The organism is Hydrogenophaga sp. YM1, from assembly GCF_016903055.1.
In the GTDB taxonomy this organism is placed as follows: domain Bacteria; phylum Pseudomonadota; class Gammaproteobacteria; order Burkholderiales; family Burkholderiaceae_C; genus Hydrogenophaga; species Hydrogenophaga borbori.
This window is the reverse complement of sequence record NZ_CP070223.1, coordinates 138,740-164,064: the sequence shown is the minus strand read 5'-3', so window position 1 is coordinate 164,064 and position 25,325 is coordinate 138,740. Positions and strand designations below refer to the sequence as shown.

Genomic DNA, 25,325 nt, shown 5'->3' with positions numbered 1-25,325 from the left:
TTCGCCGGGCCGTCGGTGCCGCCCCCTTGAGGGGGGACGCGCGCAGCGTGGCGGGGGGCGCTATTTTTTCGTGCAGCGGCCTTCCGAGGTGGCCTGCCCGCGGAAATCGCTGCGCCAGGTGAGCGTGGCGGTGTCGATCTGGATGCGCTCGTTGTCCAGCGCGGTGAGCAGCACGGTGTCGAACACCGAGAAGCTGTACACCGGCACGCCGTCGATGGCCACGCCGCGGATGCGGCGCTCATCGAGCGTGAAGCGCACCTCGCGCACCCAGGCGCTGCGCGCGGGCAGGTAGACGGCGTCGCAGCTCAGCACCACCTGCTCGCCCGGCGCGGGTTCGGCGCGCGCCGGGGCCTGCGCCAGCACCAGCGCCGCCACGGCCAGCGCCGGCAGGGCCTTCACTCGGCGGCCCCGCGCTGCAGGCGCTCGCTCTTCCAGTAAACGTCGTCGCCGCCGTGCATGCGGTTGAGCACGCGCGCCAGCACGAACATCAGGTCGCTCAGGCGGTTGAGGTACTGGCGCGGCGCTTCGCGCACCGCGTCCACGTCGCCCAGGGCCACCACCGCGCGCTCGGCGCGGCGCGCCACGGTGCGGCACACGTGCGCCTGGCTGGCCGCGCGGTTGCCCGCCGGCAGGATGAACTCCTGCAGGCGCGGCAGGGCCGCGTTGTGCTCGGCCAGGGCGTCGTCGAGTGCGGCCACGGCCTCGGGCTTGAGCAGTTCATAGCCCGGGATGGACAGCTCACCGCCCAGGTTGAACAGCTGGTGCTGCACCTCCACCAGCAGCCCGCGCACGCCGGCCGGCAGCTCTTCGCACAGCAGCACGCCGATGTGCGAGTTGAGCTCGTCCACGTCGCCCATGGCGTGCACGCGCAGGTGGTTCTTGGACACGCGGGTGTTGTCGCCGAGGCCGGTGGTGCCGGCGTCGCCGGTGCGCGTGGCGATCTGGGTGAGTCGGTTGCCCATGGACGGTCGTCTCCTCTTCTGGCTCGTCGCCGCATTGTGCGCCAGTGATCGGGTGTAACCGCCCGCAGGGAAATGTGACGGGCGTCAAGCGCCGGTCAAGCGCGCAACGGCCGGCAAAAGCACTTGGTTCTGTCACACGGGGGCGTTGCAATCGCGGGCATCGCCCGCAGCTTGGGGCGACAACGGAGACCGAATGAACCGACCTCGCAAGACCCAGGCGCTGTCCCAGCGCTTCGAGGCGCGCAGCGTGCAACTGCTCGCCGCCTGGACCCTGGTGATCGCCGGCGCCGCCGCCACCGGCCCCTTCCTGCAGAAACCCCGCCAGGGCGCCACGCCCAGCGGCCTGTCCCTGCCCTCGGCCCAGGGCGCCCTGCCCGGCCCCACGGCCCGCGGCCCCCGCCGCTGAACACCCCCGGGCGTACACTGCGCGGTTCAGAAACCGCGCCGGAGACCGCCCCCATGAACGCCCCCACCGACGTCGCCCACCTGCTGCCCACCGTCGAGCAGCGCGAGGTGCCCGAGGCCTTTCTGGCCGCGCTGAAGCAGCGCTTCGGCGCGCAGTGCTCCACCGCCCTGGCGGTGCGCGAGCAGCACGGCCGCGACGAGTCCGCCTTCGTCACCGTGCCGCCGCCGGCGGCCGTGGTGTTCGCCGAATCCACGCGCGACGTGGCCGACGCCGTGGCGCTGTGCGCTCAGTACAAGGTGCCGGTCATTCCCTTCGGCGTGGGCTCCTCGCTCGAAGGCCACCTGCTCGCGGTGCAGGGCGGCATCAGCATCGACGTCGGCCGCATGAACCAGGTGCTCTCCATCAACGCCGAGGACCTGACCGTGACGGTGATGCCCGGCGTGACGCGCAAGGCCCTGAACGAGGCGGTGAAAAGCGAGGGCCTGTTCTTCCCCATCGATCCCGGCGCCGACGCCTCCATCGGCGGCATGACCGCCACGCGCGCCAGCGGCACCAACGCCGTGCGCTACGGCACCATGCGCGAGAACGTGCTGGCGCTGGAGGTGGTCACGGCCGAGGGCCAGGTGGTGCGCACCGGCACGCGCGCCAAGAAATCGTCCGCCGGCTACGACCTCACGCGCCTGATGGTGGGCAGCGAAGGCACGCTGGGCGTGATCACCGAGATCACCCTCAAGCTCTACCCGCTGCCCGAGGCGATCTCGGCCGCGGTCTGCTCCTTCCCCACCATCGAGGCGGCGGTGCGCTGCGTGATCCAGGTCATCCAGCTGGGCGTGCCGATCGCGCGCTGCGAACTGATCGACGCCAACACCGTGCGCATGGTCAACGCCCACAGCAAGCTGGGCCTGCGCGAGGAACACATGCTGCTGATGGAGTTCCACGGCTCGCCCGCCAGCGTGAAAGAGCAGGCCGAGACCGTGCAGGACATTGCCAGCGAGTTCGGCGGCAATGCCTTCGAATGGGCCACCACGCCGGAGGAGCGCACGCGCCTGTGGACCGCGCGGCACAACGCCTACTTCGCGGCCATCCAGACCAAGCCCGGCTGCCGCGCCGTGAGCACCGACACCTGCGTGCCCATCAGCCGCCTGGCCGACTGCCTGCTCGATTCCGTGGCCGAGGCCGACGCCAGCGGCCTGCCCTACTTCCTCGTCGGCCACGTGGGCGACGGCAACTTCCACTTCGGCTACCTGATCGACCCCGACAACGCCGACGAGCGCCGCCTGGCCGAGGAACTCAACGTCAAGCTCGTGACGCGCGCGCTGCAGCTGGAAGGCACCTGCACCGGCGAGCACGGCGTGGGCCTGCACAAGATGGGCTTCCTGCTCGATGAGGCCGGCGCCGGCGCGGTGGACCTGATGCGCACGCTCAAGCGCGCGCTGGACCCGGACAACATCCTCAACCCGGGCAAGATCTTCTCGGCCTGAGGCCGGCGGCCGTGCCGCGCCCGGCTCAGCCGCGCCGCTGCGCGCGCCAGGCGCTGGGCGTGAGGCCGTACTGCCGCCGGAACGCGGCGGTGAAATGGCTGGGGCCGCGAAAGCCGCTGTCGCGCGCGATGTCGGCCACGGCCAGCGGGCTGCGCGCCAGCAGGTCCTGCGCGCGCACCAGGCGCCGCTCCAGCACGTAGCGGTGCGGCGTCTGGCCCACCGCCCGCTTGAAGGCGCGCAGGAAGTGGTCGGGCGAGAGGTGGGCGATGTCGGCCAGGGCGCTCAGCGTCAGGCGCGCGGCCAGGCGCTCTTCGATGTGCTCGTCGATGTGGGCGAACAGCCGCCGCAGCGTGGCCCCGGTGAGCGCCAGGCGGGACGCCGAGCGCTCGGGCGCGGCCCCGGCGCCGGTGGCGTCGCGGCGGATCAGGTGCGCCAGCAGCAGGGCCTGCCACTGCTCCAGCGCCAGCGGTTCCAGCCCGTCGACCAGGGCCTCGTGCACCAGCCAGTGCAGCAGGCGCGCGAGCTGGGCGTCATCGGCCGCGAAGAAGTCGCCCAGCCCGTCGGCGGGCCAGGGCCGCGACAGGCGTTCGGCCGCGTCGCTCAGCGCCTGCGGGTGCACGTAGGCATGGGCCACCCGGCAATGCCCCCCGATGGTCCACTCCGAATCGCGCCGCGCCGGCACCAGGCTCACGCTGCCCACCCGGGAGCGGTGCCCCACGCAGCGGCCGTCGGCCCACTTCTCCACCAGCGTGCAGCCCGACAGGTGCAGCGCCAGCGCGTGGTGGTCCAGGCCTTGCACCCGCGTGTGCGTGGGCGGGTGCGACCAGATGGCGCCCACCACCTCGCCCGACGGGCCACGCAGCACGCGCTCGGGTTCGGCGTGCGCGAAGCGACCGATGGTCCGGGCCGTGTCCTGGGCGCTGTCGAGCGGGGGGTGCATGGCGCCATGCTAGGCCGCGCGGGCCTGTCGTCCTAGCGGGTTTCTGTCGAAAAAGCGGCATTGCGCGCGGCCGGCGACCACTTTCCCAGGGCTTTCCCGCAGCGCCGGGCCGCCAGCCCCGCCGAGCATGCGCCGGCGGCACCGATGCCGCGGACCCCATTCCTACGGAGACACCCATGCCCATCACCCACGCCAAGACCGGCACCGACCCGCGCGTGTCGCTGCGCTACCCCGACGGCTCACTCATCGTGCGCACCAAGGAGATTCCCTGGACCCCCTGGGGCATGCCGGGCACGCAGTTCAAGCTGCTGCACTGCGACGACGCCTCCAGCCTGCTGGTGATCCTGCTCAAGGTGGAGCCCGGCACCGTGGCCGGCGTGCACAAGCACTTCGGCGCCGCGCACGCCTACATCGTCGAAGGTGGTTTCGGCTACGAACACGGCGAGGTGTTCGCGGGCGACTACATGGTCGAGGCGGGCGGCATCACCCACCAGCCCTTCACCGGTCCGAACGGACTGATCCTGCTGGGCTTCATGTTCGGCCCCATCGGCGGCCTGGCCGAGGACGGCTCGCTGGCCGGGGTGCTGGACATCGAATGGCACTACCAGACGGCCAAGGCCAACGGCGCGGCCGGCCACATCCACCGCCCGTCCATGGAGCCGGCGCCGGCCCTGGCCTGAGCCCGGCAAGGGGCGGGGCCTCAGTGCCCCGCGCGCAGCCGCTCGATGAGTCCGTTGAGGGCGTCCAGCGAGCCGAACTGGATCGCCAGCTCGCCCATCTCCTCGACGCGGCCGTGGCGCTTCACGCGCTTCTTCACGCGCACCTCGACCTCGGCGGTCAGCAGGTCGGCCAGCTCCTCTTCCACGCGGCGGATGTCGCGCGACTTTTCCTTGCGCGGCTTCTGCGGCGCCAGGGTGAACTCGGCCGCCAGTTTTTTCACCAGGTTCTCGGCCTCGCGCACCGACAGCTTGCGGGTCGCGACCTGGTTGGCCGTGGTGATCTGCGTGGCCTTGTCCAGCGGCAGCAGCGCGCGCGCGTGGCCCATGTCGATGTCGCCGGCCATCAGCATGGTCTGCACCGGCTCGGCCAACTGCAGCAGGCGCAGCAGGTTGCTGGCGGCGCTGCGCGAGCGGCCCACGGCCTGGGCCGCCTGTTCGTGAGTGAGTCCAAACTCTTTCACCAACCGTTGCAGGCCATGGGCCTCTTCCAAGGGGTTCAGGTCTTCGCGCTGGATGTTCTCGATCAGCGCCATGGCGGCGGCCGACTCATCCGGCACCTCACGCACCAGCACGGGCACCTCGCTCAGGCCGGCCAGCTTCGAGGCCCGGAAGCGGCGCTCGCCCGCGATGATCTCGTGCTTGCCGGCGTCCGGGCCGCTGTTCAGCCGGCGCACCAGGATCGGCTGCATGATGCCCTGGGCCTTGATGCTCTCGGCCAGTTCGTACAGGGCGCCCTCGTCCATGCGGGTGCGTGGCTGGTACTGGCCGGGCACCAGCTGGTCCAGCGGCAGGGTGGACGGCGCGCCGGCGGGCGCAGCCTCGGCGGTGGGCTTGTCCTCGACCTTGGGACCGAGCAGCGCTTCGAGCCCGCGGCCCAGGCCCTTGGGTTTTTTGGTGACCATCTAGTGCTTGTCTTTCTTGAGTTCGTCCAGCCAGGCCTGGCCCTGCGGCCAATCGCCCAGGCCGGAGTCGGCGTTGATGTGGCCGGCACGGCCAAGGTCGGTGAAGGCGGCCCCCCAGTCGGCGGCGAGGCCCCGGGCGCGCTCGAAGCCGCAATAGGGGTCGTCTTGGCTGCCGATCAGGTGGGCGGGGAACGGCAGGCGCTGGCGCACGATGGGCGACCAGCTGGGCAGCAGTTCGCGCAAGTCCTCGCGTTCCGAATCGCCCGGCGCCACCAGCAGGGCACCCACCACGCGGGCGGTGTGGCGGGAATGCGCGGCCCAGGCCGCCGTCAGGATGCAGCCCAGGCTGTGGGCCACCAGCAGCACCGGGCCGTCGGTGCCCAGCACCACGTCTTCCAGACGGGCCATCCAGTCACCGCGCTGCGGGTGCATCCAGTCGTGCTGCTCGACGCGGCGGTAGCCGAAGCGCGCCTCCCAGCGGCTCTGCCAGTGCTCGGGCCCGCTGCTCTGCCAGCCGGGCAGGACGAGGACGTTCTGCGGTTTCACGTGGAACACCCTCCCCTCACATCTTCTTGATGCGCTCGACCATCTCCTCGGCAAAGGCGATGAAGGCCTGGCTGCCGCGCGCGGAGGGGTCGAACACCACGCCCGGCAGGCCGTAGCTGGGGGCCTCGGCCAGGCGCACGTTGCGCGGGATCACGGTGTCGAACACCTTGTCGCCGAAATGGGCCTTGAGCTGGTCGCTCACCTGCTGCTGCAGGGTGATGCGCGGGTCGAACATGACACGCAGCAGGCCGATGATCTGCAGGTCCTTGTTGAGGTTGGCGTGCACCTGCTTGATGGTGTTGACCAGGTCGGTCAGGCCTTCGAGCGCGAAGTACTCGCACTGCATGGGCACGATGACGCCGTGCGCCGAGCACAGGCCATTGAGGGTGAGCATGCTCAGCGAGGGCGGGCAATCGATCAGAACGAAGTCGTACTGGTCGGCCACCTCGGCCAGGGCCTGCTTGAGCCGGCGCTCGCGGCGCTCCACCTCCACCAGTTCCACCTCGGCGCCCGCGAGCTCGCGGTTGGCGCCCAGCACGTGGTAGCCGCACTTGTCGGACCACTGGGCCGCCTCGGCCACCGAGGCGGATTCCAGCAGCACGTCGTACACCGACAGCGACATGGCCCGCTTGTCCACGCCCGAACCCATGGTGGCGTTGCCCTGCGGGTCCAGGTCCACCATCAGCACCCGCTGGCCGACCTTGGCCAGTCCAGCGGCCAGGTTGACGGTGGTGGTGGTTTTGCCGACGCCGCCCTTCTGGTTGGCCACGCAAAAAATCTTCGCCATGGGTCTTTACTTGGAAAGGGCCAGCTTGACGCCAAAGCCGATGAGGAAGACGCCGGCGAGCTTTTCCAGCGTGCGACCGATGCGGGGGTTGGCGCGCAGGCGCTCGGCCAGGAAATGCACGATGAGCGTCATGCCCAGGCCGTAGGCGAAGGTGAGCGCGGCAATGGTGGCCGCCATGGCGCCGAAGGTGACCAAGCCCTGGTGGTGGGCGCGGTCGACGAACAGGGGGAAGAAAGCCATGTAGAAGACGATGGCCTTGGGGTTGAGCAGGGTGATGGCGGCCGCCTGCTGGAAGTACTGGCGCGGGCGGATGTTGAGGACCGGGGCATCGCCCGGCTTGGCGGTGAGCATTTTCCAGCCGAGCCAGGCCAGGTAGGCGGCGCCGATCCACTGGACCGCGCCGAACAGGGTCGGGGTGGCCGCCAGCAAGGCGGCGACCCCGGCGACGGCCGCCCACATGAGCACCTGGTCGGCGGCGATGACGCCCAGGGTAGCGGCGAGTCCGCCGCGCATGCCGCCCTTGCTGGTGGAGGTGATGAGGGCCAGGTTGCCCGGACCGGGAATGGCGAGAAAAACTACGATGGCGGCGACGAAAGCGCCGTAGTCCGCGATGCCGAACATGGTGGTGGCCCCCAGAAAGCAGGGGTCGAGTGTACGTGACGGGTTCTGCCGGGCCCGGGCTTTGCCGCTCAGCCCATCCGTTCCCGCATCCACACGATGCAGCGATCCGCCTTCAAGCCCGGCACCGCCACCGGTTCCACGTGAAACACGTCCACGTCCGCCGGCAGCGCCAGCAGTTCCTCCAGGGGGTGCTTGCCCTTCAGGGCCATCCACATGCCCCCGATCTGCAGCGCCGAGCGCGACCACTGGACGAAGTCCGCAAGGGAGGAAAAGGCGCGGGACGTGACCACGTCGTAGCCCTCTTCTCCCCGCCCCCGGCTCAGCGACTCCACCCGCGCGTGCATCGCGTGCAGGTTCACCAGGCCCAGCTCCGCCGACACCTGGCGAACAAAAGCCGCCTTCTTGGCCACCGTGTCCACGCAGGTCACTTCGATCTGCGGGCAGGCGATGGCGATCACCACGCCCGGCAGGCCGGCGCCCGAACCCACATCCAACAGCCGCACCGGGCGTCCGTCGGTTTCGCGCAGCAAGGGGCCGACCACCGCCAGACTGTCCAGCAGGTGGTGGGTCAGCATCTCCGCCGGCTCGCGCAGGGCGGTCAGGTTGTAGACCCGGTTCCACTTCTGGATGAGCGCCATGTAGGCCATCAGCATGTCGACCTGCTCCTCGTCCAGCGAGAGGTCGAGCGCCTGCAGGCCGATCTGCAGCTCGTTTCGCAGCGCGTCCGTCATGGGGCTGCGGTCTCGGTGGCGCCACGGGCCAAGGCCAGGCCACCGCCGCCACCCTTCTTCAGGTGAATCAGCAGCAGGGAAATGCTGGCGGGCGTGATGCCGGAGATGCGCGAGGCCTGGCCCAGGGTTTCGGGCCGGTGCCGGGCCAGCTTTTGCCGCGCCTCGAAGGACAGGGACGTGACCTTCAGGTAGTCGATGTCCGCCGGCAGCTTCAGGTGCTCGTAGTGGGCGGCGCGCTCCACCTCGGCCTTCTGCCGGTCGATGTAGCCGCTGTACTTGGCCGCGATCTCCACCTGCTCGATCACCGGCGCCGCCAACTCGCCCAGGGTTTCACGTGAAACCGCGGAGTCGACGAAGGCGCCGCCGTTCATGCCGACCAGGGCCTGGTAGCTCACGCCGGGGCGGCGCAGCAGGTCGAACAGGTTGTGCTCATGCTCGATGGCCTTGCCCAGCACGCGCTCACCTTCCGCCGCCGACAGCAGCTTGGGATTCACCCAGGTGGACTTAAGGCGCTCGGTTTCACGTGAAACCGCGTCGCGCTTGCGGCTGAAGGCGTTCCAGCGGGCGTCGTCGACCAGGCCCAAGCGGCGCCCGGTCTCGGTGAGGCGCATGTCGGCGTTGTCCTCGCGCAGCTGCAGGCGGAACTCGGCGCGGCTGGTGAACATGCGGTAGGGCTCGGTCACTCCCTGGGTGACGAGGTCGTCGACCAGCACGCCGAGGTAGGCCTGGTCGCGCGACGGCAGCCAGGCGCCCTCGCCCCGGCACTGCAAGGCGGCGTTGATGCCGGCGAACAGGCCCTGGGCCGCGGCCTCCTCGTAGCCTGTGGTGCCGTTGATCTGACCCGCGAAGAACAGGCCGGCGATCTGCTGGGTTTCGAAGCTGCTCTTGAGCGAGCGCGGATCGAAGTAGTCGTATTCGATGGCGTAGCCCGGCCGCAGGATGTGGGCGTTCTCCAGGCCGGGCATGCTGCGCACCAGGGCGTACTGGATATCGAAGGGCAGGCTGGTGGAGATGCCGTTGGGGTAGACCTCGTGGGTGCTCAGGCCCTCGGGCTCCAGGAAGATCTGGTGGCTGTCCTTGTCGGCGAAGCGGTTGATCTTGTCTTCCACGCTGGGGCAGTAGCGCGGGCCCACGCCCTCGATCTTGCCGGTGAACATGGGGCTGCGGTCGAAGCCGCTGCGGATGATCTCGTGCGTGCGCTCATTGGTGTGCGTGATCCAGCAGGAGATCTGGCGCGGGTGCAAGGCCGCATTGCCCATGAAGCTGAACACCGGCAGCGGCGTGCTCGGGGGCGTGCCGTCGGCCGCCGGCATGCCGTCGCCGGGCTGCTCGGTGCACTTCGACCAATCGATGCTGCGGCCGTCCAGGCGCGGGGGCGTGCCGGTTTTCAGCCGGCCCTGGGGCAGCTTGAGCTCCTTCAGGCGCGCCGACAGCGAGACCGCCGGCGGATCGCCCGCGCGGCCCGCGCTGTAGTTGTTCAGGCCCACGTGGATCTTGCCGTCCAGGAAGGTGCCGGCCGTCAGCACCACCGTGCGCGAGCGGAAGCGAATCCCCACTTGCGTGACGGCGCCCACTACGCGGTCGCCTTCCACCATCAGGTCGTCCACGGCCTGCTGGAACAGCCACAGGTTTGGTTGGTTCTCCAGGCGGCGGCGGATGGCGGCCTTGTAGAGCACGCGGTCGGCCTGGGCGCGCGTGGCGCGCACGGCCGGGCCCTTGCTGCTGTTGAGAATGCGGAACTGAATGCCACCCTCGTCCGTGGCGATGGCCATGGCGCCGCCCAGCGCGTCCACCTCTTTCACCAGGTGGCCCTTGCCGATGCCGCCGATGCTGGGGTTGCAGCTCATCTGGCCCAGCGTCTCGATGTTGTGGGTGAGCAGCAGCGTGGCGCAGCCCATGCGGGCGGCGGCCAGCGCGGCCTCGGTGCCGGCGTGGCCGCCGCCGACCACGATGACGTCGAATTCCTGGGGGTACAGCATCTTGAACTCCAAAGCCCGCGGCGACGGGGCGGTCGGCGCGGGCAAGCCCGCGATTGTCCCATCAAGGGGCAAGCCCCGGGCCGGCGCAGGAATCCGGCGCGGCGGCGGTGCCAGAATCCGCCCCCATGACCCCGCCCACCCCCCTCCTCGTCTTCGCGGGCAGCACCCGCGCGCAGTCCCACAACCGACGGCTCGCCCAGGTCGCCGCCGACCTCGGCCGCGCCGCCGGCGCCCAGGTCACGCTGCTGGAGCTGGCCGACCACGAACTGCCGCTCTACAACGCCGACCTCGAAGCGCGTGGCACCCCCGAGGCCGCCCGCCGCCTGAAAGCGATCTTCCATGCCCACCCCGCCTGGGTCATCTGCTCGCCCGAGTACAACGGCAGCTACACCGGTCTGCTCAAAAACACCATCGACTGGGTGTCCAGCCCCATCAAGGGCGACCCCGAATGGTCCAGCGGCACCAAGCCCTTCGCGGGCAAGGTGGTGGGCCTGCTCAGCGCTTCGCCCGGCGCCCTGGGCGGGCTGCGCAGCCTGTCGCACCTGTCGCCCCTGCTGCTGAACCTGCAGTGCTGGCTGACGCCCAAGCAGTACGCGCTGAGCAAGGCCGGCGAAGCCTTCGACGACCAGGGCCAGCTGATCAGCGGCCTCGCCCAGGCCGCCGTGCAGGGCGTGGTGGAACAGGCCATCCAGGCCGCGCGCAAGCTCAACGCACCGGACTGAGCCCGCCGGCCATGGACTGCCGCCCCGGTTGCGCCGCCTGCTGCACCGCGCCTTCGATCAGCAGCGCGATGCCGGGCCTGCCCCAGGGCAAGCCGGCCGGCCTGCCCTGCCCGCACCTGGACGCGGCCCTGCGCTGTCGCCTGTTCGGCCGGCCGGAGCGGCCCCCGGTCTGCACCTCCTTGAAGCCTAGCCGGGAAATGTGCGGTAGCGAGCGCTCACATGCAATGCGATGGCTCGGACACCTCGAGCGCGCGACGGCACCCTGATCTGGATCAAAGCGGCTGCCTTCGTGGCGGCGTCCAATCGGCTTGAACATCATCGTTCACTGATGGAGACCCCCATGACCCCCAACGTCGGCGGCATCGACCGTTCCCTTCGCATCCTCATTGGTCTTGTCCTCATCGCCCTGGCCGCCACCGGCACGGTGGGCTGGTGGGGCTGGCTCGGCGTGGTGCCCCTGCTCACCGGCGTGGTGGGCTGGTGCCCGCCCTACGCCCTGTTCGGCATCAGCACCTGCAAGACGCGCGGCTGAATCCGCCGCCCTGTCGCTGCACGGACAGCCCAAGCCGCGCCAGCGCGCCTAGAGTGCGTGTCGGGCCGCCCGTCCCGAGGCGGCCCGGAGACACGCCATGCACATCCCCTCCCTGAAAGAAGTCGTCAGCGCCGAAGAGTGGGCGCTGCGCTGCGACCTTGCCGCCTGCTACCGCCTGGTGGCGGCCTACGGCTGGAGCGACCTGGTCTTCACCCACATCAGCGCCAAGCTGCCCGACAGCCTCACCGGCGGTGAGCACCAGTTCCTCATCAACCCCTACGGGCTGATGTTCGACGAGATCACCGCCAGCAGCCTGGTGAAGGTGGACATGGCCTGCAACAAGCTGCACGACTCGCCCTTCCCCGTGAACCCGGCGGGCTTCGTCATCCACAGCGCCGTGCACAGCGCGCGGCCCGAGGCGCAGTGCGTGCTGCACACGCACACCCGCGCGGGCGTGGCGGTGAGCGCGCAGAAGCACGGCATCCTGCCCATCAGCCAGCAGAGCACCTTCGTGCTGAGCTCGCTTGCGTACCACGGCTACGAAGGCGTGGCCCTGCGCCCCGACGAGATACCGCGCCTGCAGGCCGACCTGGGGCAAGCCAACTACCTGGTGCTGCGCAACCACGGCCTGCTCACCGTGGGCCGCTCCATCGCCGACGCCTTTCTCTCCATGTACACCTTCGAGAACGCCTGCCGCATCCAGGTCGACGCGCTGGCCGGCGGCAGCGAGCTGACCCCGGTGGACCCGCGCATCCTCGCCGGCATGGCCGAGGTGATGCGCGTGGCCACGGCCGGCCAGGGCGCGCAGATCGCCTGGCCCGCGCTGCTGCGAAAACTGGAGCGCCTGGACCCGTCGTACAGAACCTGAGCGCGGTGCGGCGGCTTCAGCGCTCGGCCACGAAGGCGGCCATGCCTTCCAGAACCGTGCGCAGGCGCATCAGCTCGCGCGAGGTGTCGAGCCGCCGCGACCACGAGGCCAGCCGCGAGATCCGCTGCAGGCGCGGCAGCAGGCGGGCAATGAAGCGGCGCAGCGCCTCGCCCTGCGCCGCGTCCACCGCCGCGTAGGCCTGCAGCACCGCGTGCACCGCGCCGGGCCCCAGGGGCTCGATCAGCCGCGCCAGCGACAGCACCAGCTGCAGCACGTCGTAGCGCTGCACCATGTCCAGCGCCAGGCCGGGCACCAGCGGCTCCTCGAAGTCCAGCCGCGCGAAGCGCTCGCCGTTCCAGGTGATGTTGCGCGCCTGCGCGCCGCCATGCCACTGGCCGCGCGCGTGAAAACCCGCCAGGTCGGCAGCGGCTGCGCACATCAGCGGCAGGCGCTCCTCGGGCGCTCGCTGGAACAGCAGGTAGTCCAGGGTGGTGCCCACGTCGCTGGTGACCAGGGTGCGGCCATCGAAGCCGATCACGCGCGGCACGCACTCGCCCACGGCGGCCAGGGCCAGCAGGCGCTCGTGTTCATGGGCCAGCAGCGCGCGCGGATCGGTCTGGCGCGCGGCCGCCCAGGGAATGGGCACGCCCACAAAATGCGCGAACAGCCACACGCCCGCCGACTTGCGCCAGCTGCGCAGCGGACGGTCGGTGGTCTTGGTCCAGGTCTTGGTGCCGTCGACGGCGGTGCTTGGGGAACTCACGCGCGCGATTATCCCGATCGCGCCGGGCCCCGCCGGCTCAGCCTTCGGCGTAGCGTTCCAGCTCCCAGTCGCTCACCTGCGCGTGGTACTCGGCCCACTCCGCGCGCTTGAGGGACAGGAACTGGGCCACCAGCGGCTCGCCAAGCGCGGCGCGCAGTTCGGCGTCGCCCTCCAGCGCCAGCAACGCGTCGTGCAGGTCGCGCGGCAGGCGCGCGGGCATCGGCTCGCCACGCGCGTGGCGCTCGTACAGGTCGTCGCGGCAGGGCCGGGGCGCCACCAGGCCCTGGTCGATGCCGTCGAGCCCGGCCGCCAGCGTGGCCGCGAGCGCCAGGTACACGTTGCAGCTCGGGTCCGGCAGCCGCCACTCCAGCCGCCCCGCCACCGCGCGCAGCAGGCAGCTGCGGTTGTTGTCGCCGATGGCCTTCCACACCGGCGACCAGGTGGTGCCCGAGGCGCTGCGGCTCGCCGCCAGCCGCTTGTAGCTGTTGACCGTGGGCGCGCACAGCGCGGCCAGAGCGTCGGCGTGGCGCAGCAGGCCAGCCGCGAAGCGCCAGCCGGTTTCGCTCAGGCCCAGCGCGCCCGCGCCGTCGGCCATCAGCGGCCGGCCGGCGCCGGAGGACATCCCGTCGTCCGTCAGGCTCAGGTGGAAGTGCAGACCGCTGCCCGGCGCGCCCGCCAGCGGCTTGGGCATGGTGGAGAACACGCAGCCGTGGCGCTCGGCCACGGCCTGGGCCGTGAGCTTGAAGAGCTGGTAGCGATCGGCCGCGGCCAGCGCCACGTCGTGCCGGTAATTGATCTCGTACTGGCCGATCGCGTCTTCGTGGTCCATCTGCTCCAGCCCAAAGCCCAGGGCCGTGAGCGCCTGGCGCATGTCGTCCAGGAAGCCCCGCTGGCGGCCGATGGCGCGCAGGTCGTACGAGGGCTTGGCCAGCGTGTCGCGCGCATCGGCCACGCCCCAGCGGCCATCGGCGCCGCGCTTGAGCAGAAAGAACTCGGGCTCGATGCCCACCCACAGCGTCCAGCCGCGCTCGCGCAGGCGCGCCACCTGGCGCTGGAGCGCGCCGCGCGGGTCGGTGTCCAGCGGTTCACCGCCCGCGAAGCCCTCGCACACGGCGTGCGCCACGCCGGGCATGAAGGGCAAGGGCCGCAGCGTCTCGGGCAGCACGCGGCCGACGTACTCGCTGCGCGGGCCCATGCGCGGCAGCCCGGTGCCCACGATGCTGGGGCCGGCGAAGCCCGCGCCCACGGCCACCGCGCCGGCCAGGCCCTCCAGCGGCACGAGCTTGCCCTTGGGCGTGCCCGCCAGGTCGGTGAAGGTGGCGAGCACCGAGTGCACGCCCATCGCGCGCAGCTCGGCCGCGCGCGACTCCAGCGCGTCGAGCGCCTGGCCCAGGCGCCCGGCGCTGTCGTTCAAGCAACCACCTCGGCCAGCGCGGCGTCGAAGACCGCGAGGCCCTCGTTGAACACCGCGTCCTCGATGGTGAGCGGGAACAGGAAACGGATCACGTTGGCGTTGACCCCGCAGCTGAGCAGCAGCAGGCCGCGCCGCAGCGCCGCCATCTGCACCCGCTTCGTCGTGTCGGCGTCGGGCGCGCCGGTCTTGGGGTCCACGAACTCGCAGGCCACCATGGCGCCCAGGCCGCGCACGTCGCCGATGCATTGGAGCGCCGCGCGCTTGGCGATCAGGGTGGCGATGAGCTGGTCGCCCAGGCGCTGCGCGCGCGCGCAAAGCCCCTCTTCTTCCATCACGTCCAGCACCGCGTGCGCGGCCGCGATGGCCAGCGGGTGGCCAGCGTAGGTGCCGCCCAGGCCGCCGGGCGCGGGGCCGTCCATCACGGCCGCGCGGCCGCACACGGCCGACAGCGTGGTGCCGCCGGCCATGCTCTTGGCCAGGGTCATCAGGTCGGGTCGCACGCCGAAGTGCTCCATGGCGAACATCTTGCCGGTGCGCGCGAAGCCGGTCTGCACCTCGTCGGCGATCAGCAGGATGCCGTGCGCGTCGCACAGCTCGCGCAGCCACTGCACCGCGGCGGGCAGGATGGGGTTGAAGCCCCCCTCGCCCTGCACCGGCTCGAACACGATGGCCGCCACGCGGCTGGGCTCGATGTCGGCTTTGAAGAGCTGGACCATGGCCTTCTTCGCGTCCTCGAAACTGTCGGCCGACACCGGAAAGGGCACGTGGTAGACCTCGGGCGGGAACGGCCCGAAGCCGGCCTTGTAGGGCTGCACCTTGCCCGTGAGCGAGACCGCGAACAGGCTGCGGCCATGGAAGGCGCCGCCGAAGGCGACGATGCCGCTGCGCCCGGTGGCGGCGCGCGCGATCTTCATCGCGTTCTCGATCGCCTCGGCGCCAGTGGAGAAAAAGGCCGTCTTCACCGGTCCGTCGATGGGCACGATGGCGTTGATGCGCTCCGCCAGCGACACGTACTCGGCATAGGGCACCACCTGGTAGCAGCTGTGCGTGAAGCGCTGCAGCTGCGCCGCGATCGCGGCCTGCACCTTGGGGTGCACGTGGCCGGTGTTGAGCACCGCGATGCCACCCGCGAAGTCGATGAAGCGGCGGCCCTCGATGTCCCAGAGCTCGGCGTTCTTCGCGCGGTCGATGAAGAAATCGCCGAACACGCCCACGCCGCGCGGCGTGGCCGCGAGCCGGCGCTGGTGCCAGGCGGCGTTGGTGTGCGGGGCGTTCAGCGTCTCGGGCTTTTGCGGGGCGTTCATGGCGCTCTCCTCAAATGGGGCTGTCGATCCGTATCCAGGTCGTCTTGATCTCGGTGTACTTGTCGAAGGCGTGCAGCGACTTGTCGCGGCCCACGCCGCTCTGCTTGAAGCCTCCGAAGGGCACGGTGATGTCGTCCTCGTCGTACTGGTTCACGTGCACCGTGCCCGCGCGCAGCGCGCGCGCCACGCCGTGCGCCTTGTTGATGTCGCGCGTCCACACCGCCGCCTGCAGACCATAGATGTTGCTGTTGGCCTGCTTCACCACGTCGGCGGCGTCGGTGAAGGACAGCACCGACAGCACCGGGCCGAAGATCTCCTCGCGCGCGATGGTCATGTCGTTCTTCACGCCGTCGAAGATGGTGGGCAGCACGTAGCAGCCGCCCTTCACGGGCTCGGCCGCCTCGCCGCCCGCGAGCAGCTGGGCGCCCTCCTTCTTGCCCGAGTCGATGTAGCGCAACACGGTGTCCATCTGCGTCTTGTCGACGATGGCGCCCATCACCGTGGCCTTCTCCAGCGGGTTGCCCGGCTGGTACTGCGGCACCAGCTTCAGCGCCTTCTCCAGGAAGGCCTCCTTGATCGAGGCCTCGACGAACAGGCGCGAGGGCGCGTTGCAGCTCTCGCCCTGGTTGAAGAAGATGCTGCCCACCGCGGCCTCCACGGCCTTGTCGATGTCGGGGCAGTCGGCGAACACGATGTTGGGCGACTTGCCGCCCAGCTCGGTCCAGGCGCGCTTGAGGTTGCTCTGGCCCGCCATCACGTGGATCTGCTTGCCCACGCGCGTGCTGCCGGTGAAGGCGATGCAGTCCACGTCCATGTGCAGGGCCAGCGGGCTGCCGGCCTCGGGGCCGAAGCCCGGCACCACGTTGAACACGCCGGGCGGAATGCCCGCGGCCAGCGCCAGCTCGGCCAGGCGCAGCGCCGTCAGCGGGCTCTTCTCGCTGGGCTTGAGCACCACCGAGTTGCCCGCGGCCAGGGCCGGCGCGATCTTCCAGGCCGCCATGATCATGGGGTAGTTCCAGGGCACGATCACGCCCACCACGCCCAGGGGCTCGCGCGTGATCAGGGCCAGGGCGGTGTCGGGCGTGGGCGCGATCTCGTCGTACACCTTGTCCACCGCCTCGCCGTACCAGCGGATGCAGTTGGCCGCGCTGTTCACGTCCACGCTGCGCGCGTAGCGCACGGGCTTGCCCATGTCCAGCGTTTCCGTGAGCGCGAGCTCGTCGGCGTGCTGCAGGATCTGGTCCGCGAAGGCCATCATCACGCGCTTGCGCCTGGCCGGCGGCAGGCCGGCCCAGCGGCGGTCCTCGAAGGCGGCGCGCGCGGCCGCCACGGCGGCGTCGATGTCGGCGGCCTGGCCGCGCGCCACGGGCGCCAGCAGCCGCCCGTCCACGGGCGAGAAGCAGTCGAAGGTCTGGCCGTCGCGCGCGGCGACGCGCTCGCCGTTGATGAAGGCGCGGCCGTCGAGGGACAGGGAGGGGGCTTGGAGGGCGGTGGTGGTCATGGCAAGGGGGTCGCGGAGGCCGAAGGGATCGGCCCCATGCTACGCCCCTTGCCCAGCCGCGTGAACAGCCACTTTCGGCGGTGGCCGCCCGTCCACTGCGGGCCTCAGCCGCGCACCGCCGCCGCCATCTCCCGCTCGCGCCGGCGCGTGGCCCGCGCCACCCACACCGCGTAGCTCACCACCACGGCGGTGACCGTGACGATGAGGATCGTGGCCGCCGCGTAGATGGTCGGGTTGATGCCCCGGCGCGCGTAGCCGAAGATCACCTGCGGCAGCGTGCTCACGCCCGGCCCGCTCAGGAATTCGGTGATCACCACGTCGTCGAAGGAGAGCGTGAAGGCCAGCAGGAAGGCGGCCAGGATGGCCTGGAAGATGTTGGGCAGCGTGACCAGGAAGAACACCTGGTGCGGGCGCGCACCCAGGTCCCTGGCGGCCTCCTCGATGGAGCGGTCCATCTCCAGCAGCCGGCTCTGGATCACCACCATGCCATAGGCCATGCCCAGCAGCGTGTGGCCCAGGATGATGGTGAGCATGCCGCGCTGCGGCCAGCCCAGCAGGTTCTGCGCGCCCACGAACAGCAGCAGCAGCGACAGGCCGATGATCACCTCGGGCATGACCAGCGGCGCGTTCACCATGCCGCTGAACACCGTGCGGCCCGCAAAGCGGCGGTAGCGCACCAGCACGAAGGCCGCGAAGGTGGCCAGCACGGCCGACAGCACACCGGTAACGGCGGCGATCTGGAGTGAGAGGAAGAAGCCGTCGACGATCTTGCTGTCGTTGAGCAGGGCCTCGTACCAGCGCAGCGAGAAGCCGGTGAAGCGCGCGTCGGTGCGCGTGCTGTTGAACGAGAACAGCACCATGAAGCCCAGCGGCAGGTAGAGGAAGCCGAAGACCACCAGCAGCCAGAGCTTGCCGAAATGTTTTTCGAGGAAGGATTTCATGCGGGTGCCTCCTCAGCGCTGCTCGGCCTGCTCGCCGGCGTACTTGTAGTAGAAGGCCAGCGGGACCACGATGATCGCGATCATCACCACGGCGAGCGCGGTGGCCTTGGGCCAGTCGTTGGCGGTGAACATCTCGTCCCACACCACGCGGCCGATCATGTAGTTCTCGGGACCGCCCAGCAGCGAGGGGATCACGAACTCGCCCACGCAGGGAATGAACACCAGCATGAAGCCCGCGATGATGCCGGCCTTGGACAGCGGCACCGTGATCAGCCAGAAAGCCTTGAAGGGCGTGGTGCCCAGGTCGTACGCGGCCTCGAGCAGGCGGAAGTCCATCTTCACCAGGTTGGCGTACAGCGGCAGGACCATGAAGGGCAGATAGACGTAGGTCATGCCCACCAGCATGGACACGTTGGTGTACAGCATGGGGATGGGCTCGCTGCTGATGCCGACGAACATCATGAAGCGGTTGATCACGCCCTGATCGGCCAGCAGGCCTTTCCAGGCGTAGACGCGCAGCAGGAAGGAGGTCCAGAACGGCAGCATCACCAGCAGCAGCAGCGCCGGACGCACGCTGGCCGGCGAGCGCGCGATGAAGTACGCGAAGGGGTAGCCGATGGCCAGGCAGAACACCGCCGTGAGCAGCGCGTACCAGATCGAGCGCAGGTAGGAGTCGATGTAGAGCGTGCGGAACAGCGGCGCGCCCTCTTCCGCGCGGAAGATGGCCAGGTAGTTCTCGTACTTCAGGCGCAGCACGCCGGTGTCGGGGTCCCACAGCGGCTTGAAGGGGCTGATGTCGCCGCCCATGTCCACGAAGCTGATGTACAGCAGGATCAGGAAGGGCAGGAAGAAGAACAGCAGCAGCCAGCCATAGGGCACGCCGATGACGAAGCGCTTGCCGGGCATGGGAAGGTTCATGGTCGCTCTCCCGCTCAGTCGCGCAGCACCACGCCGGCGGTGTCGCTCCACCAGAAATACACCTCATCCTCCCAGGTGATGTCCGAGAGGTCGTGGCGCGAGGTGTTGGCCTCGGTGATCTTCACGCGCTGGCCGTTGCTGGCCACGACGATGAAGGTGTTGTGCGCGCCGAAGTAGGCGATCTCCTTGACCTTGCCCTTGAACACGTTGGGGCCGGCATCGGCCGGCGGCGGCGCCTTGCTGATCTCGATCTTCTCGGGCCGCACAGCCAGCGCCACCGGCATGCCCAGCGTGCCCGGCATGCCGTGGCCCACATGGATCTCGCCGATGCCGCTGCTCACCGCGCAGCGGTCGGGTTCGTCGACGCTGAGCTTGCCCTCGAAGAGGTTCACGTTGCCGATGAAGTCGGCCACGAAGCGGTTCACCGGGTGCTCGTAGATCTCGGACGGCGTGCCCACCTGCAGCACGCGGCCCTTGCTCATGATGGCGATGCGGCTGGCCATGGTCATGGCCTCTTCCTGGTCGTGCGTGACCATCACGCAGGTCACGCCCACCTTCTCGATGATGTTGACCAGCTCGAACTGCGTCTGCTCGCGCAGCTTCTTGTCCAGCGCGCCCAGGGGCTCATCCAGCAGCAGCAGCTTGGGCCGCTTGGCCAGGCTGCGCGCCAGGGCCACGCGCTGCTGCTGGCCGCCCGAGAGCTGGTGCGGCTTGCGCTTGGCGTAGGGCGTGAGCTGCACCAGGGCCAGCATCTCGTCGGTGCGCTGCTGGATCTCGGCCTTGGGCAGGCCTTCGCGGCGCAGACCGAAGGCCACGTTCTCCCACACCGACAGGTGCGGGAACAGCGCGTAGCTCTGGAACATCATGTTCACCGGCCGCTCGTAGGCTGGCACCGTGGCCAGGTCCTGGCCGCCGAGCAGGATGCGCCCGGCGGTGGGCGTCTCGAAGCCCGCGAGCATGCGCAGCAGGGTGGACTTGCCGCAGCCCGAGCTGCCCAGCAGGGCGAAGATCTCGCCCTTGCGGATGGACAGCGAAACTTCGTCGACGGCCAGCGCATCGTCGAAGCGCTTGACCACTTTTTCGGTCACCAGGAAGCCGGCGGGGTCTGTCATGAAAGTGCCTCCAGAAAGAAAAAGGGCTGTTCGTCCTGGTGGATGAACAGCCCCGGTGCGTGCCGAGCGGCGCCGGCGGTTTACTTGCCGCGCTTGAACGCGTTGTAGGTGTCGTTGAGCACGCTCGAGATCTCGTTCGAGAAGCCGCCGGTGGGGATCAGGCGCGCGGTGTCCTCGGGACCCAGGAAGATGGTCTTGTTGCCCTTGACCTCATCCTTGATGTCGGCCAGCGCGGCCTTGTTGCCGGTCGGGTAGTTCATCTCGTTGGCCATGGCGGCGGCGTTGGCGGCGCGCAGGTAGAAGTCGATGAACACGTAGGCGTTGTTCACGTGCTTGGCATCCTTCGGAATGGCCATGGTGTCGATGAACACCAGGCCGCCGCCGGTGGGCAGCAGGGGCACGATCTCGTCCTTGCCACCGGTTTCCTTCACGCGGCCGGCGGCGATGTTGATGTCGCCCGACCAGCCGATGAAGGCGCAGGCCTTGCCGCTGGCGATGTCGTCGATCATGGTGCTGGAGAACAGGCGCACGCTGCCGCGGACCTTCTTGAGCATGTCCAGCGCGGCCTTGAAGTCCTCGGGGTTCTCGCTGTACGCGGGCTTGCCCACGTAGTGCAGCGCCACCGGCAGGATCTCGCTGGGCGAGTCCAGGTAGGCGATGCCGCAGGACTTCAGCTTGTTGGCGTACTCGGGCTTGAAGACCAGGTCCCAGGCGTTCTCGGGCATGGCCATGCCGCCCAGGGCCTTCTCGACCTTCTGCTTGTTGATGCCCACGGTGGTGAAGCCCCAGGCCCAGGGCACCAGGTACTTGTTGTCGGGGTCGACGCCAGCGATCTTCTTCATGAAGTCCGGGTCGAGGTTGCCGTAGTTCGTGAGCCGGCTCTTGTCGATGGGCTGGTACAGGCCACCATCGATCTGCTTCTTGGCGAAGCCGGCGGTGGGGATCACGATGTCGTAGCCCGAGTTGCCCGCGACGAGCTTGGCGTGCAGGGCCTCGTTGTTCTCGAAGGTGTCGTAGTTGACCTTGACGCCGTACTCCTTCTCGAAGTCGGCGAGCATGTTCTCGGTGATGTAGTCGGGCCAGTTGTAGACGTTGAGAACCTTCTCCTCGTCGAGCACCGGGCCGGCGGGCGCGGGGGCCGGCGCCGGGGCGGTGGCCACGGGGGCCGGAGCGGGAGCAGGAGCGGGCTCCTCCTTCTTGCCGCAGGCGGCGACCATCACGGCCGCCATCGCGAGAACCAGAACGTGCTTCTTCATGGTGATGCTCACTCCAAGGGAGGTGGGTTGGGACCAAAACCGCCGACGCAGGGCGGCTGATGACCTGCTCGGGGCATGCAAGTTCCAGACCCGGGAAGCCCGTTCCGTGACCGCCATGCCCCAAAAAAGGGACCGGCGGCCATTCTAGTCATGCATGCAGCCCTTTTTGGCGCAGTTCCGTCAAGGTGTCGTCCAGGCAGCGCTGGATCAGGGCCACCATTTCGTCGATCTGCTCGCGCGTCATCACCAGCGGCGGCGCGATGATCATGCGGTCGCCCACCGCGCGCATGATCAGCCCGTTCCTGAAGCAGTGGGCGCGGCACATCATGCCGACGGCCAGGTCCGGGTCGTACATCGCCTTGGAGGCCTTGTCCTTCACCAGCACCAGACCGGCCACGAAGCCGCAGGTCTCGGCCAGGCCCACCAGCGGGTGCTCGGCGATCTCGGCGAAGCGCTTGGCCAGGTAGGGCGCCAGGTCCTCGCGCACCTTGCGCGGCAGGTCCTCGCGCTCCATCAGCTCCAGGTTGGCCAGGCCCACGGCGCAGGCCACGGGGTGGCCGCTGTAGGTGTAGCCGTGGTTGAACTCGCCACCCTTGTCGATCAGCACCTGCGCCACCCGGTCGCCCACCATCACGCCGCCCAGGGGGATGTAGCCGCTGGTGACACCCTTGGCGAAGGTCACCAGGTCGGGGCGGTAGCCGAACTTCTCGTAGGCGAACCAGTGGCCCAGGCGGCCAAAGGCGCAGATCACCTCGTCGCTGATGAGCAGGATGCCGTACTGGTCGACGATGCGCTGGATCTCGGGCCAGTAGGTCGAGGGCGGGATGATCACGCCGCCGGCGCCCTGCACCGGCTCGGCGATGAAGGCGGCCACCTTGTCCGGGCCGACGGCCAGGATCTTTTCCTCCAGCCAGCGCGCCGCGCGCAGGCCGAACTCGGCCTCGCTCTCGCCGGGCCGGCCGTTCTCGAAGAAGTAGGGCTGCTCGATGTGCACCACGCCGGGGATCGGCAGGTCGCCCTGCGCGTGCATGCCGCTCATGCCGCCGAGCGAGGCCCCGGCCATGGTGGAGCCGTGGTACGCGTTGTGGCGGCCGATGAGGGTCTTGCGCTGCGGCTGGCCCATCAGGTCCCAGTAGCGGCGCACCAGGCGCACGTTGGTGTCGTTGCTTTCGCTGCCGCTGGAGCTGAAGAAGACGTGCTCGAAGCGGCGCCCGCGCACTTCGGGCGCCAGCGCGGCCAGCTTGGCCGCCAGCTGCACCGCCGGCACGTTGGTGGTCTGGAAGAAGCTGTTGTAGTACGGCAGCGTCATGAGCTGCTGGTAGGCCGCGTCGGCCAGCTCCTTGCGCCCGTAGCCCGCGTTCACGCACCACAGGCCGCTCATGGCGTCCAGGATCTTCTGGCCCTCGGAGTCCCAGATGTAGATGCCCTGGGCCTGCGTGATCACGCGCGCGCCGCGCGTGGCCAGGTCGGCGTGGTCGGTGAAGGGGTGGATGTAGTGCGCGCTGTCCAGCGCCTGGATGGCTTTCGTGTCGTGCCGCTCGGCGCGGCGCACCAGCGCGGGCGGGGCGATCAGGGGGTTCGGGTTCATCGCGGGAATTCCAGGTCAGACATGCAAAAGGAGGTGCTCGCGCTCCCAGGGCGAAATGACTTTCATGAACTCGTCGAACTCGAGCTCCTTGATCTCGGTGTAGATGGTCACGAACTCATGGCCCAGCACCTCGTGCAGGTCGGGCTCGCGGCGCAGCCAGTCCAGCGCCTCGCCCAGGCTGCGCGGCAGCGCGTAGGGCGAGAGGTAGGCGTCGCCCTTCATCTCGGGCTTGGGCTTGATCTTGTTCTTCATGCCCAGGTAGCCGCAGGCCAGGGTCATGGCCATGGCCACGTAGGGGTTGGCGTCGGCGCCGATCACGCGGTTTTCCACGCGGCGCGCCTCGGGTGAGGCGATCGGCGAGCGGATGCCCACGGTGCGGTTGTCGTGGCCCCATTCGATGTTGATCGGCGCGGCCGTGTGGCGGGACAGGCGCCGGTAGCTGTTCACATAGGGCGCCACCAGCGCCATCGCGGCCGGAATGTAGCGCTGCAGGCCGCCGATGTAATGGAAGAACTCGTCGGAGGCCGTGCCGTCGGCATTGCTGAAGATGTTCTGGCCACTGTCCTTGTTGAGCACGCTCTGGTGCATGTGCATGGCGCTGCCCGGCTCGCCCGCGATGGGCTTGGCCATGAAGGTGGCGTACATGTCGTGGCGCAGCGCGGCCTCGCGCACGGTGCGCTTGAAGAAGAAGACCTCGTCGGCCAGGCCCAGCGGGTGGTCGTGGAAGAAGTTGATCTCCATCTGCCCGGCGCCGATTTCGTGGATCAGCGTGTCCACGTTCAGGCCCATGAGGTTGCAGTACTCGTAGATCTCCTCGAACAGCGGGTCGAACTCGTTCACCGCGTCGATGGAGTAGGCCTGGCGCGAGGTCTCGGCGCGCCCGCTGCGGCCAATGGGCGGGCGCAGCAGGGTGTTGGGGTCGGTGTTGCGCGCGGTCAGGTAGAACTCGAGTTCGGGCGCGATCACCGGGTCCCAGCCCTCGGCCTCGTACAGGCCGCAGATGCGGCGCAGCACGCTGCGCGGCGCGTAGGGCACCAGCTTGCCCTTGTGGTCGAAGCAGTCGTGGATGACCTGCGCCGTGGGGTCGGTGGCCCAGGGCACGATGCGCACGGTGGTGGGATCGGGCCGCAGCTGCATGTCGCGGTCGGTGGGCTCCACCACGTCGTAGTAGGGGCCGCTGGCGGGCTGCTCGCCCGTCACGCTCATGGCCACGATGGCGTGCGGCAGTCGCATGCCGCGGTCCTCGGTGAATTTCTCGCGCGGCAGGATCTTGCCGCGCGCCACGCCGGTCAGGTCGGGCACCAGGCATTCGACTTCGGTGACGCGGTGCTCGTTGAGCCAGCTTTCCAGCTCGTTGAAGTTCTTGGGGGCGCTCATGGCCGGGCTCCTTGGCTTGGGTATTGGTTCGGGTTCGCGAAGGGCGGATAGCGAACCTAACCCGGCTGGCTGCGCGCCAGGTCGTTGGCCTGCAGGCGCAGGCTGCGGCGCTGGCGACAGGCGCGGCCGAAGGCCTCGAAGATCGCGGCGTAGAAAGGGGTGTCCCAGCAGCGCCACTCGGGGTGCCACTGCATGGCGTAGGCGAAGGTGCGCGCGCCCTTGACCCAGAAGGCCTCGACCAGGCCGTCCGGCGCCCAGGCCAGCGGCGTGAGCCCATCGGCCAGGCGCGCGATGCCCTGCCCGTGCAGGGAATTGACCTGCGCCTCGGTGCCACCCGCCCACTCGGCCATCACGCTGCCCTCGGCGATGCGGATGGCGTGGCGCGGCGCGTACTGCTCGTCGGGCGGCGCGGTCTTGGGCTCGCGGTGGTCGTTCATGCCAGGCACCAGGTGCACGCGCTGGTGCAGCGCGCCGCCCAGGGCCACGTTGATTTCCTGGAAGCCGCGGCAGATGCCCATCAGCGGCACGCCCAGGTGCACGCAGGCCTTCACCAGCGCCAGGGTCAGCAGGTCGCGGTCGGCGTCCAGCGGCAGGCTGGGGTCGGCCACCTCTTCCTGGAAATGCGAAGGGTGCACGTTGGAGGGCGAGCCGGTGAGCATCACCCCATCGACCATGCCGAGCAGCTCGTCGATCTGCTCGACCTCGGCCAGGGGGAACATCACGGGCTGGGCCTGGGCACCGACCTTCACAGCCCGCGCGTACTTGTCGCCCAGCAGCAGAAAGGGCATCTGGTGCCCGTGGTCGCCCAGCAGTCGATGGTCGGCTGGCAGCCAGACCATGCATGGCGGCTTGTTCATGGGTTCTCCACGCAATCGGCGTCCATTGTGGTGGGCAAATTGGATCACAATGAGAGCCAGTTGTGCCCATCCCGGGGTGCCACTTACCCTGCCCCGGT

Annotated in this window: 27 protein-coding genes; 7 read left to right on the top strand and 20 right to left on the bottom strand. The window is 69.5% G+C overall.

The genetic code is table 11. The features are described 5' to 3' along the window. Positions 1–60: 60 nt before the first annotated feature. Together JNX00_RS00815 and JNX00_RS00810 are read right to left on the bottom strand one after the other, a co-directional pair. Complete coding sequence (locus JNX00_RS00815; protein WP_204743817.1) at positions 61–399, bottom strand: hypothetical protein; 339 nt, start codon at positions 397–399, stop codon at positions 61–63. After that, complete coding sequence (locus JNX00_RS00810; RefSeq protein WP_204743816.1) at positions 396–962, bottom strand: cob(I)yrinic acid a,c-diamide adenosyltransferase; 567 nt, start codon at positions 960–962, stop codon at positions 396–398. The genes JNX00_RS00815 and JNX00_RS00810 overlap by 4 nt, the downstream gene beginning before the upstream one ends. A gap of 193 nt (positions 963–1,155) precedes the next feature. On the opposite strand from JNX00_RS00810, the gene JNX00_RS00805 reads away from it, so the two are divergent. Together JNX00_RS00805 and JNX00_RS00800 are read left to right on the top strand one after the other, a co-directional pair. Further along, on the top strand, positions 1,156–1,368 hold the full coding sequence (locus tag JNX00_RS00805; protein ID WP_070399570.1) for a hypothetical protein: 213 nt from the start codon (positions 1,156–1,158) through the stop codon (positions 1,366–1,368). Between the two features lie 53 nt (positions 1,369–1,421). Next, on the top strand, positions 1,422–2,849 hold the full coding sequence (locus tag JNX00_RS00800; protein WP_070399571.1) for an FAD-linked oxidase C-terminal domain-containing protein: 1,428 nt from the start codon (positions 1,422–1,424) through the stop codon (positions 2,847–2,849). A gap of 25 nt (positions 2,850–2,874) precedes the next feature. On the opposite strand, the gene JNX00_RS00795 is transcribed toward JNX00_RS00800, so the two are convergent. Further along, positions 2,875–3,789, bottom strand: a complete 915-nt coding sequence (locus JNX00_RS00795; protein ID WP_070399572.1) for a helix-turn-helix transcriptional regulator — start codon at positions 3,787–3,789, stop codon at positions 2,875–2,877. A 176-nt stretch (positions 3,790–3,965) separates the two neighbouring features. Between JNX00_RS00795 and JNX00_RS00790 the strand changes: the two genes are divergently transcribed. After that, on the top strand, positions 3,966–4,469 hold the full coding sequence (locus JNX00_RS00790) for a cupin domain-containing protein (RefSeq protein WP_204743815.1): 504 nt from the start codon (positions 3,966–3,968) through the stop codon (positions 4,467–4,469). A 20-nt stretch (positions 4,470–4,489) separates the two neighbouring features. Here JNX00_RS00790 and JNX00_RS00785 read toward each other — a convergent pair whose 3' ends face one another. The 6 genes from JNX00_RS00785 to mnmG form a co-directional block, all read right to left on the bottom strand. Beyond that, on the bottom strand, positions 4,490–5,410 hold the full coding sequence (locus JNX00_RS00785; protein ID WP_070399574.1) for a ParB/RepB/Spo0J family partition protein: 921 nt from the start codon (positions 5,408–5,410) through the stop codon (positions 4,490–4,492). Continuing rightward, positions 5,411–5,956, bottom strand: a complete 546-nt coding sequence (locus JNX00_RS00780; protein ID WP_070399840.1) for an alpha/beta hydrolase — start codon at positions 5,954–5,956, stop codon at positions 5,411–5,413. 16 nt (positions 5,957–5,972) lie between these two features. Continuing rightward, positions 5,973–6,743 carry an AAA family ATPase gene (locus JNX00_RS00775; RefSeq protein WP_070399575.1) on the bottom strand — a complete coding sequence of 257 codons (771 nt, stop codon included), beginning with the start codon at positions 6,741–6,743 and terminating at the stop codon, positions 5,973–5,975. Between the two features lie 6 nt (positions 6,744–6,749). Then, positions 6,750–7,364: a LysE family translocator gene (locus JNX00_RS00770; protein ID WP_070399576.1), complete on the bottom strand. Its 615-nt coding sequence runs from the start codon at positions 7,362–7,364 to the stop codon at positions 6,750–6,752. A gap of 68 nt (positions 7,365–7,432) precedes the next feature. Continuing rightward, complete coding sequence (gene rsmG / locus JNX00_RS00765; protein WP_204743814.1) at positions 7,433–8,095, bottom strand: 16S rRNA (guanine(527)-N(7))-methyltransferase RsmG; 663 nt, start codon at positions 8,093–8,095, stop codon at positions 7,433–7,435. After that, complete coding sequence (gene mnmG, locus JNX00_RS00760) at positions 8,092–10,074, bottom strand: tRNA uridine-5-carboxymethylaminomethyl(34) synthesis enzyme MnmG (RefSeq protein ID WP_204743813.1); 1,983 nt, start codon at positions 10,072–10,074, stop codon at positions 8,092–8,094. The genes rsmG and mnmG overlap by 4 nt, the downstream gene beginning before the upstream one ends. Before the next feature lie 125 nt (positions 10,075–10,199). Here mnmG and JNX00_RS00755 point away from each other — a divergent pair, with 125 nt between their 5' ends. From JNX00_RS00755 to JNX00_RS00745, 4 genes are all read left to right on the top strand, one after another. Beyond that, positions 10,200–10,796 (top strand): NAD(P)H-dependent oxidoreductase, encoded by a 597-nt coding sequence (locus tag JNX00_RS00755; RefSeq protein ID WP_070399579.1) that lies wholly within the window; start codon positions 10,200–10,202, stop codon positions 10,794–10,796. Between the two features lie 11 nt (positions 10,797–10,807). Then, a complete protein-coding gene (locus JNX00_RS22300; protein WP_239478223.1) occupies positions 10,808–11,062 on the top strand; it encodes a YkgJ family cysteine cluster protein in 255 nt (84 codons plus the stop codon). Between the two features lie 74 nt (positions 11,063–11,136). Beyond that, the gene (locus JNX00_RS00750) at positions 11,137–11,328 is read left to right on the top strand and encodes a DUF2892 domain-containing protein (protein WP_204743812.1); all 192 of its coding nucleotides are present in this window, start codon (positions 11,137–11,139) and stop codon (positions 11,326–11,328) included. Between the two features lie 97 nt (positions 11,329–11,425). After that, entirely contained in the window at positions 11,426–12,196 is a 771-nt protein-coding gene (locus tag JNX00_RS00745) for a class II aldolase/adducin family protein (RefSeq protein WP_070399581.1), read from the top strand. Positions 12,197–12,212: 16 nt separating this feature from the next. On the opposite strand, the gene JNX00_RS00740 is transcribed toward JNX00_RS00745, so the two are convergent. The 11 genes from JNX00_RS00740 to JNX00_RS00690 form a co-directional block, all read right to left on the bottom strand. Continuing rightward, on the bottom strand, positions 12,213–12,959 hold the full coding sequence (locus tag JNX00_RS00740; RefSeq protein WP_070399582.1) for a hypothetical protein: 747 nt from the start codon (positions 12,957–12,959) through the stop codon (positions 12,213–12,215). Between the two features lie 37 nt (positions 12,960–12,996). Then, positions 12,997–14,373, bottom strand: a complete 1,377-nt coding sequence (locus JNX00_RS00735) for a type III glutamate--ammonia ligase (protein WP_204743811.1) — start codon at positions 14,371–14,373, stop codon at positions 12,997–12,999. Beyond that, on the bottom strand, positions 14,370–15,677 hold the full coding sequence (gabT, locus tag JNX00_RS00730; RefSeq protein WP_204743810.1) for a 4-aminobutyrate--2-oxoglutarate transaminase: 1,308 nt from the start codon (positions 15,675–15,677) through the stop codon (positions 14,370–14,372). The genes JNX00_RS00735 and gabT overlap by 4 nt, the downstream gene beginning before the upstream one ends. 10 nt (positions 15,678–15,687) lie before the next feature. Further along, positions 15,688–17,178, bottom strand: a complete 1,491-nt coding sequence (locus JNX00_RS00725; RefSeq protein WP_204743809.1) for an aldehyde dehydrogenase — start codon at positions 17,176–17,178, stop codon at positions 15,688–15,690. A gap of 104 nt (positions 17,179–17,282) precedes the next feature. Further along, positions 17,283–18,119 (bottom strand): ABC transporter permease subunit, encoded by an 837-nt coding sequence (locus tag JNX00_RS00720; protein ID WP_204743808.1) that lies wholly within the window; start codon positions 18,117–18,119, stop codon positions 17,283–17,285. A gap of 12 nt (positions 18,120–18,131) precedes the next feature. Next, on the bottom strand, positions 18,132–19,037 hold the full coding sequence (locus tag JNX00_RS00715; RefSeq protein WP_070399586.1) for an ABC transporter permease subunit: 906 nt from the start codon (positions 19,035–19,037) through the stop codon (positions 18,132–18,134). 14 nt (positions 19,038–19,051) lie between these two features. Further along, a complete protein-coding gene (potA, locus tag JNX00_RS00710; RefSeq protein ID WP_116959030.1) occupies positions 19,052–20,149 on the bottom strand; it encodes a polyamine ABC transporter ATP-binding protein in 1,098 nt (365 codons plus the stop codon). 80 nt (positions 20,150–20,229) lie between these two features. After that, positions 20,230–21,405 carry an extracellular solute-binding protein gene (locus JNX00_RS00705; RefSeq protein WP_070399588.1) on the bottom strand — a complete coding sequence of 392 codons (1,176 nt, stop codon included), beginning with the start codon at positions 21,403–21,405 and terminating at the stop codon, positions 20,230–20,232. A 148-nt stretch (positions 21,406–21,553) separates the two neighbouring features. Next, complete coding sequence (locus JNX00_RS00700; protein ID WP_070399589.1) at positions 21,554–22,993, bottom strand: aspartate aminotransferase family protein; 1,440 nt, start codon at positions 22,991–22,993, stop codon at positions 21,554–21,556. A gap of 15 nt (positions 22,994–23,008) precedes the next feature. Further along, on the bottom strand, positions 23,009–24,370 hold the full coding sequence (locus tag JNX00_RS00695; protein ID WP_070399590.1) for a glutamine synthetase family protein: 1,362 nt from the start codon (positions 24,368–24,370) through the stop codon (positions 23,009–23,011). A 56-nt stretch (positions 24,371–24,426) separates the two neighbouring features. Next, a complete protein-coding gene (locus JNX00_RS00690; RefSeq protein WP_070399591.1) occupies positions 24,427–25,227 on the bottom strand; it encodes a gamma-glutamyl-gamma-aminobutyrate hydrolase family protein in 801 nt (266 codons plus the stop codon). Positions 25,228–25,325: the final 98 nt, after the last annotated feature.